General features: G+C 33.7%; 9 protein-coding genes. 5 read left to right on the forward strand and 4 right to left on the reverse strand.

The genetic code is table 11. The annotated features are described in order from the left end of the window. Nucleotides 1–3: 3 nt before the first annotated feature. Together QZU83_RS01660 and QZU83_RS01665 are read right to left on the reverse strand one after the other, a co-directional pair. Nucleotides 4–708 (reverse strand): hypothetical protein, encoded by a 705-nt coding sequence (locus QZU83_RS01660; protein WP_295609217.1) that lies wholly within the window; start codon nucleotides 706–708, stop codon nucleotides 4–6. Between the two features lie 213 nt (nucleotides 709–921). Further along, nucleotides 922–1,473: an N-acetyltransferase gene (locus tag QZU83_RS01665; RefSeq protein ID WP_295609218.1), complete on the reverse strand. Its 552-nt coding sequence runs from the start codon at nucleotides 1,471–1,473 to the stop codon at nucleotides 922–924. Between the two features lie 229 nt (nucleotides 1,474–1,702). On the opposite strand from QZU83_RS01665, the gene QZU83_RS01670 reads away from it, so the two are divergent. From QZU83_RS01670 to QZU83_RS01680, 3 genes are all read left to right on the forward strand, one after another. Continuing rightward, nucleotides 1,703–2,224 (forward strand): FumA C-terminus/TtdB family hydratase beta subunit, encoded by a 522-nt coding sequence (locus QZU83_RS01670; protein ID WP_295609219.1) that lies wholly within the window; start codon nucleotides 1,703–1,705, stop codon nucleotides 2,222–2,224. A gap of 91 nt (nucleotides 2,225–2,315) precedes the next feature. Further along, nucleotides 2,316–2,648: a hypothetical protein gene (locus QZU83_RS01675; protein WP_295609220.1), complete on the forward strand. Its 333-nt coding sequence runs from the start codon at nucleotides 2,316–2,318 to the stop codon at nucleotides 2,646–2,648. After that, nucleotides 2,649–3,797: a TIGR03576 family pyridoxal phosphate-dependent enzyme gene (locus QZU83_RS01680; RefSeq protein WP_295609221.1), complete on the forward strand. Its 1,149-nt coding sequence runs from the start codon at nucleotides 2,649–2,651 to the stop codon at nucleotides 3,795–3,797. On the opposite strand, the gene QZU83_RS01685 is transcribed toward QZU83_RS01680, so the two are convergent. Together QZU83_RS01685 and QZU83_RS01690 are read right to left on the reverse strand one after the other, a co-directional pair. Next, complete coding sequence (locus QZU83_RS01685) at nucleotides 3,794–4,711, reverse strand: biotin--[acetyl-CoA-carboxylase] ligase (RefSeq protein ID WP_295609222.1); 918 nt, start codon at nucleotides 4,709–4,711, stop codon at nucleotides 3,794–3,796. The genes QZU83_RS01680 and QZU83_RS01685 overlap by 4 nt on opposite strands. A gap of 16 nt (nucleotides 4,712–4,727) precedes the next feature. Then, nucleotides 4,728–6,236 (reverse strand): acetyl-CoA carboxylase biotin carboxylase subunit, encoded by a 1,509-nt coding sequence (locus tag QZU83_RS01690; RefSeq protein ID WP_295609223.1) that lies wholly within the window; start codon nucleotides 6,234–6,236, stop codon nucleotides 4,728–4,730. A gap of 76 nt (nucleotides 6,237–6,312) precedes the next feature. Between QZU83_RS01690 and QZU83_RS01695 the strand changes: the two genes are divergently transcribed. Both QZU83_RS01695 and QZU83_RS01700 read left to right on the forward strand, forming a co-directional pair. Beyond that, entirely contained in the window at nucleotides 6,313–6,948 is a 636-nt protein-coding gene (locus QZU83_RS01695) for an METTL5 family protein (protein WP_295609224.1), read from the forward strand. A gap of 237 nt (nucleotides 6,949–7,185) precedes the next feature. Further along, on the forward strand, nucleotides 7,186–7,869 hold a 684-nt coding region (locus QZU83_RS01700), incomplete at its 3' end, for a putative RNA uridine N3 methyltransferase (RefSeq protein ID WP_295609225.1).

Genomic DNA, 7,869 nt, shown 5'->3' on the forward strand with positions numbered 1-7,869 from the left:
CATTTATATCGGCAGCTTTCCGGTGTATTGCTCAATTGTGCTTCTGGCATTATCTAGGTCAAGTCCAGTTTCTTCTTCCACTGTGGATTTGATATTGCTTAAATTAGTGTTGTTTGCATATTTATTTGCTTTTGACTGTAAATCTTCAGTCACGTTTTTCACGGTGGAAATGGTATTGTTTAAATCATTATTTTCCGGAAAAACATTTTTGTAGTGTACTGATTTGGCCATGTGAACTGCCATGTCCTTGTCGTTGCAGCAGATCATGATATTGTCGTGAGTGGTTTCATTTGCTAAAGGAATGCAATAGAATTTGCCATTATAATTTATTTTAATAATGTCAAAAATGTGGACTTCCAACAATTGATCAGCATTTATCACATAACAGGTAAAACCATCTATGTTTTGCTTTTCTCCATTTTTTACTACATCATTCAGGGTATTAAAACCTAATTCACTCACTTTGATAAGATTCTTGTCCTCATGGTTATTGTATGTTACTAATATTCCGTTGTTCCAATTCCATATTTTGGCACTCTGAACATCGCCATTATATTTTGTCTGATTGGCGGGAACTTCTATTGTTGTTCCATTTGGGGTTATATCAATTTTTTCATATTGTACTGAGGTCAGCATTACAAAAATAATGCCTGCCGCAATGATTAGAATTATTATTCCAATTATAATTATTTTTTTATTATTATCCATAGGTCATACCCTCATTATTTTAGCGAGCAATAATTTATTTTCACTTGACTCTACATATCTGTTTCAAATACATAAAGCAATCATAAGGTTAATTAAAGATTGTATTTTTTAGTATATAAAAATTCAAATAAAGACTCTATCTGGAATTGGTGTGGTAAGGTAATAATTTTCTCATGGTTATCGCAATCGTCATTCATGAATGGTTCATGCGGGTTATGGGTCTTCCGGGGAAAGTTTAAACTCCATATTATACATGCCTCTTTTTAAAAAAGATTTTTTATTGTATACTTTAAAGCCTAATCTTTCATATAATGCCTTTGCTTTAGGATTTCTGAAATCTGCATCCAAAATAACTCTTTTATAACCATTTTTTTGAGCATAATCAATAACGTCTTTTATGACTTTTGTTCCATAACCTTTGGACCTTTGACTTTCATCAATTGCCAATTCTGCGATATATAAATCATCTTTTTTAATGTCACAAATGACAAAATGATCCCATATGGATACAATTAACAGTTTAAGGGAGTTAAAATGAGTTTTGGGTTGTTTATCATGGGTATATGCAATCAACATTCCAACAATGTTTTTGTTATCATAAATTACCATGATGCATTCGTCCTTTTTTAGATTTTTTCCAAGAGCTGCAATAGCCTTTTCTTTTGAATCAAAAAGCTTATCATAAGTCCTAAAGTCTACGTTATACTTTAATGTTGCAATTTTATTTACATCATGAATTTGAGGGTCGAATGTTACATATTCCATAGTTGTCTCCTTTTAATCATTTTTCTCAAAATCATCATAATCGTTAATAATTAATTTATCATATGTAGTTAAAAAAGTGTCTTTTTAGGGTTATATTTTTTCAAATTAAAACCTTCTCATTATAATAAATTTTTTTCACCCATTAAATTTATTTAATCTAAAAATTTTATATATTGATATACTCAATATTTTTTTTAATTAAAATGATGTATTATATCAAGGTGTAAAAATGGAAAGAAAATTGAATGTTCCAATTAAAGATGAAAATTTATCTGAATTAAATGCGGGGGATGTAGTTTATTTAACTGGTAATATTTTAACTGCAAGGGATCAGGCTCATAAACGTTTGCTAGAGCAAGGAGCTCCATTGGATATTGAAGGTGCGGTCTTATTCCATGCAGGACCAATCATTTCCAAAAAAGATGATGAATATGAGATGGTTGCTGTCGGCCCTACAACTTCAATGAGGATGAATCCCTACCAAAGTGATGTTCTGGATATGGGTCCTAAAATTGTCATCGGAAAAGGCGGTATGGATGATACCGTTCGTGAGGCCTTAGTCAGAAATGAGGCAATTTATGTCGTGGCAACCGGAGGCTGTGCAGCATTATATGTTGATGCAGTTGAGGAAATTGAAAGTGTGGACTGGCTGGACTTGGGAATGCCTGAAGCAATGTGGAATTTAAAAGTTAAAGATTTTGGCCCTCTTATAGTGGCAATGGACAGTCATGGTAATAGTTTATATGACTGATTTTAAAATTAATCTAAATGCTTATATATAATTTAATTTATAGTATATTTTAATTTACATTATTTTTATAAGAATTTATGGAAGTGTAATTATGGCTGACGATATAAACGTATTAGCAGAAAAAAAATTGAAAACAAGAATGACAAAAATTAGAAAATGTAACAGGGAACCTGAGGAAAAAGCTAAGTTTTCAGAAAAATTCGGTGTTTCTTTTGAAGTGGAATTCCACAACAAGAATCCTGATGCTCTTTCAGACGGTTTTACATTCATTACCAGTCCTGACGGTAAAGTTTTATTTGCAGATTATTTCTACGGAATACCTGAGGAAGAGGAATATACAACTGTTCCTGTTAAGGAAAAACAATTAAAATCTATTTTAGAATTTTTTGAAGATTTCAAATTACAATTTGACGATTCCGATTAGATGATAGTCAGTAGCTCTTTAGATGAAGTTAAAAAAAGAGAAAAGGCTCTTTTTATAATTAAGGATTTGATTGAAAATAAAGGAAGGTCAGCCCTATTCGATTTGACAGGATTATCTGGGGGATTTATTGCATCACCTTCACAAATCAGTCTTTTGGAAACCTATGTCGGACCTGCAATTTTTGAACAGGAACTTCAGGAAGTGGGAATAGAGCATATGGGTGGAGAAAAAGTCATTCCGTTAAATAGGACTTCTTCCGGAATATTGGCCACTATTTTGACATTGGTAAGTAAGGGTTCTAACGTGGTTCATTATTTGGCCGAGCTGCCTGCTCATCCGTCAATTCCAAGAAGCTGTAATTTGGTTGGAGCAAATTACTTTGAAACAGATGTTTTTGACGAATTTTCAATACCTGAAGGTACTTCATTGGTTGTTGTGACCGGTTCTACCATGGATCATAAGGTGATTGATGAAGATGAGTTTAGAAAAGTTATTGAAATGGCTCATGAAAGAAATATCCCCGTCATGGTTGATGATGCATCTGGAGCTAGACTAAGGACTGTCGTATTTAATCAGCCGAAAGCATGTGATTTGGGTGCTGATATTGCAATCACCAGTACTGATAAATTAATGCCTGGCCCAAGAGGGGGGCTTATGGCAGGTCGTGAAGATTTAATTGATGAAATTAAGGTCAAGGTCAATCAGTTCGGTCTTGAAGCACAACCTCCGGCCGTTCTTGCAATGGTAAATGGCATTAAGCATTTCGATGAAGATAATCTGATAAACAGTTTTTCAAGAAAAGATGAATTATTCGGCCTGTTGAGTGAAAAATTTGATAATTTTGAAACTACTCCTACGGGAGTTATGATCTCACCTGAAGGTTTGGCCGATGAGATTTCAGTCGAACATTATTTGTCCGATAAGGATGTGGCGTTTGTATTTTCATTTATTTTATTGAAAGATTATGGAATAATCACTATTCCTGCAGTTTCAATGCCCGGTGCATCTGCTACAATACGTTTTGATTTATCAACTAATGATGCATTTAATCTTGATTTAAATGATTTATGTAAAAAAATAGAATCTTCATTTAATAAGCTACAGGAAGTAGTTATTAATGAAGATGAATGTAGGGAGATTGTATTTTAGTTTTTGATAATACATTCTCCGGAAATTACTTTTTTCAAGGTTCCATCAATTTTTTCAACAATAAGAGCTCCTTCTTTATTAATACCTACAACATAACCGTCATAATATGTATTGAATGGTTCTCTTACTTCAACTATTTTTCCGATGGAGTATGAACGTTTTCTCCATTCTTTGAGGATAACTTCATATCCCTCATGATTGAAAAGTTCACTTATTTTTTCGAATTCCTCCAGGAATATCTTAATTAAGAGGTTTTCATTGCCTTCTCGTTTAAGCTCTTCTTTAAGGGTTGTTGTACCAGCCTGTAACTCTTCAGGGAATTGTGACACATCTAAATTTGCATCAATTCCCACTCCTATAATGACATTTTCAACAGTATTGAATTTTGCAATGGCTTCTGTTAGGATTCCACAGACTTTTTTGTCGTTAATAATTATGTCATTAGGCCATTTGATTTCAGGCTCTTCAACACCAATTTTTTCAAGAGTTTTTGCAACCGCCACTCCGGTGGCCAGTGTAATCATCGGGAATTTGGACTGGTCCACATTCGGTTTTAATATAATTGATAACCAGACTCCTCCCAATGGGGATTCCCATGATTTTCCGGATCTGCCCTTTGCTTTTGTCTGCTTTTCAGAGATTACCACAGTTCCGTTTGCAACATTGTGCATTGATAGAAATTTGGCAACGGTATTTGTTGAAGCAACTTCTTTGAAGACGTATAACTCTTTACCGATGTATTGTGTGTTCAAATCTTTCTGAATTTCAGATTTTTTGATATAGTCGGTTTCTTCATTTCCGACTTCCTTTACTATATTTGAAAAATCATCGATTTTAATGCTTTTTATTTCACTGAGAGCATCATCAGAAAGTTTATTCTCTCTTTCCAATAGCTTAATAATTTCTTCTCGCATTTATTAATCTCCAAAGTTACTTATTCTTTTTTTGTCTTTTCATATCATGCTGGTGTTTTACAGCATTTTGATAGGATCCTACTGCAGCTGAAATTGCAGCAATTTTTTTACTAGGCATGAAAGTTGATTTTAGTTTGTTTACGTATTCCGCATCCTCTTCAATAACGTTTACCATTTCAACATCAATGTCCTTTTTGTTTTGGTCAATGAAGTGTGTATTCAAGTCTCCGGAAAGGAAATTTGCATTTTTCAAAACGGCCTTATGGAATGGAATGGTGGTTTTAACACCCAAAATGACGTATTCTCTTAATGCCCTTTGCATTTTGGTGATTGCATCTTCCCTGTTTCTTCCGTATGTAATGAGTTTGGAAATCATTGAATCGTAAAAGGTAGGAATGGTATAGTTCATGTAAACTCCACTGTCTAAACGTACACCAGGTCCTCCCGGTGATCTGTAACCTGTAATTCTTCCAGGGTTTGGTGCAAAGTCATTCAATGGGTCTTCTGCATTGATACGACATTCAATTGCATGTCCTGAAACAGTAATGTCACTTTGTTGGTAGGTCAGCTCTTCACCTGCTGCAATTTTAATCTGTTCTTTAATCAAATCAGTGTTTGTAATGAGTTCTGTAATAGGGTGTTCCACTTGTATACGTGTGTTCATTTCAAGGAAATAGTAGTCTCCATTGTCATATAGGAATTCAACGGTACCTGCACTTTTATATCCGATATATTCTGCAGCTTTAACCGCACTGCCTCCCATTTGTTCCCTAAGCTCATCTGTCATGATTGGGGATGGTGCCTCTTCGAGAAGCTTTTGATGTCTTCTTTGAATGGAACATTCCCTGTCTGCAACATGGATTACGTTTCCGTGTTCGTCAGCTAAAAGCTGGAATTCAATGTGACGTGGTTTTTCAAGATATTTTTCAATAAATACTGTTGAATCTCCGAAGTTTGTAGCTGCAACAGATTGGGTGGTTTCAATTGCGTTTACAAGTTCCTCTTCACTGTAAACTGCACGCATACCTATTCCTCCACCTCCTGCTGAAGCTTTTACAATTACAGGATATCCAATTTGGGCTGCAATTTCTTTCGCTTCTTCAACATCGGTGATTCCTTCAGGTGTACCTTCAATAACAGGAACTCCTGCTTTTTTCATGAGAGCTTTTGATGTAATTTTATCTCCCATTTTGTTAATTGCGTCCCCTGTAGGACCTATAAGTTTAATTCCATTTTTTTCACATTCTTCTCCAAGTTTGGCATTTTCAGCTAAAAATCCGTAACCTGGGTGTATCGCATCTGCTCCACAGTCTTTTGCAATGCCTATAATTTTTTCTATATTCAAATAAGATTTTGCCGGTGAAGGGTTTCCTAAAGGATAACTTTCATCAGCGTATTTTGTATATAAAGAAGTTTTATCGGCATCAGAATAGATTGCGGCTGTGGTGATTCCAAGTTCGTTACATGCACGCATAACTCTTATTGCGATTTCTCCTCTATTTGCAATTAATACTTTTTCAAACATGTGAAAACCTCAAAGTAATTTTTTTATACTAATATAATATTATATAATAAATAATTATTAAATATGTTGATTTTCTATGAAAAAAATTAATAAAAAAAGGCATTTGGAAATGAAACTTCAGTCAATTCCACCTCACCCAAATCCCAAGGTTGGCCTTGAACAGTATACAACCCCTGCAATAATTTCTGCAGATTTGATTTGGAATGCAAATTCCCTTGGAGACATTGAAAATAGAAATGTTCTTGATTTGGGCTGCGGCAGCGGTATTTTTACAATTGCATCTGCGTTAATGGGTGCAAATTCAGCATGTGGTGTGGATGTGGATGAGGAATCCATCAGACTGGCCAGCCAGACTTCAGAGAAACTGGAGCTGGACAATGTAGAGTATGTTTTAAGTGATGTCTGTGATTATGATGGTGCCTTTAAAGCAGATACAATAATCCAAAATCCCCCTTTCGGATCTCAAAGGAAAGCAAAAACTGGGGTTGATTTGAATTTTGTAAAAAAGGCATGTCAACTCGAAGCCAGCGTTTTATATTCATTTCATATGGCATCAACAGAGGAATTCCTAATTGATTTTTATCAGAATAACGGTTTGAATATCACTCATATATTCAGATACAATTTCCCAATTCCGAAGATTTATGAGTTTCACACCAAAGAAAAACAAGATGTTAATGTTATTGTATTTAGAGCGTTATTTGATTTTTAATTTTCTTTTAATTTGTATTTTTTTTATTTTTTTATAACCTGAAACAATACCTTTATATAGGGGTTGTTACATATTTTATATTAATATATTCTCTGAGTATAAAAAAGTTGGTAGCATAAAAAGAAGCTACGGATATTATAATTGATATAATATTTTGTAAATGTGTAAGTCTATTTAGTGATAGCTATATAAATGTAGGGTAATCTTTATATACTTTGCTTAACATATTGTTTAGTAATGTATAAAGATGAGCTATCTATATTTATTCCAAATTCATTTCTTTCTGAGTCTAAAGACCTTAAAATTCGTACTTATAAAGTCGGGATTTTAGGAAGAGCTTTAGCTATTTTTCAAGCAGATAATGTGGTTATTTATAATGATAATCATGATAAAAATGAAGATGGAGATCTTGATGGAGATTTTATTGCTGAAGTTTTGAGCTATATGAATACCCCTCAATATCTGAGGAAAAAGGCATTCCCTATAAGACCGGAACTAAAGCATGTTGGAATTCTTCCACCGCTTAGGACTCCTCATCATCCTGTTAATAATCAGCCAGACGTGGGTGATTATAGGCAAGGTTTCACTGTAAAGAGAAATAAGAAAGGAACTTTTGTTGATATAGGTATGGATAAACTTGCATTCTGTAAAGAGCAACTTTCTGTCAAAAAAATATTTGACTTTAAGATAACTAAGATTGCTAAGAAAGAAGTAATAGTCACACCTGATAAACCAGATGACGTTTACTGGGGATATAATGTAATATCCTCTAATAAGAGTCTTAAAAATAGCTTAAAATTAATTAAACCTGATCTTGTTGTGGAAACTACAAGATATGGAGATTATATTGATTCTATTTTTGATGAATTAAAACATAAAGTAGATGAATGTAAAAGTATTGCTATTTTATTTGGTGGCCCT

This window comes from uncultured Methanobrevibacter sp., assembly GCF_902771435.1.
Taxonomy (GTDB): domain Archaea; phylum Methanobacteriota; class Methanobacteria; order Methanobacteriales; family Methanobacteriaceae; genus Methanocatella.

What these genes read in the sequence shown, in the direction of transcription:
- QZU83_RS01660 (WP_295609217.1), bottom strand. Translation starts at nt 708, where the DNA reads ATGGATAATAATAAAAAAATAATTATAATTGGAATAATAATTCTAATC.
- QZU83_RS01665 (WP_295609218.1), bottom strand. Translation starts at nt 1,473, where the DNA reads ATGGAATATGTAACATTCGACCCTCAAATTCATGATGTAAATAAAATT.
- QZU83_RS01670 (WP_295609219.1), top strand. Translation starts at nt 1,703, where the DNA reads ATGGAAAGAAAATTGAATGTTCCAATTAAAGATGAAAATTTATCTGAA.
- QZU83_RS01675 (WP_295609220.1), top strand. Translation starts at nt 2,316, where the DNA reads ATGGCTGACGATATAAACGTATTAGCAGAAAAAAAATTGAAAACAAGA.
- QZU83_RS01680 (WP_295609221.1), top strand. Translation starts at nt 2,649, where the DNA reads ATGATAGTCAGTAGCTCTTTAGATGAAGTTAAAAAAAGAGAAAAGGCT.
- QZU83_RS01685 (WP_295609222.1), bottom strand. Translation starts at nt 4,711, where the DNA reads ATGCGAGAAGAAATTATTAAGCTATTGGAAAGAGAGAATAAACTTTCT.
- QZU83_RS01690 (WP_295609223.1), bottom strand. Translation starts at nt 6,236, where the DNA reads ATGTTTGAAAAAGTATTAATTGCAAATAGAGGAGAAATCGCAATAAGA.
- QZU83_RS01695 (WP_295609224.1), top strand. Translation starts at nt 6,313, where the DNA reads ATGAAAAAAATTAATAAAAAAAGGCATTTGGAAATGAAACTTCAGTCA.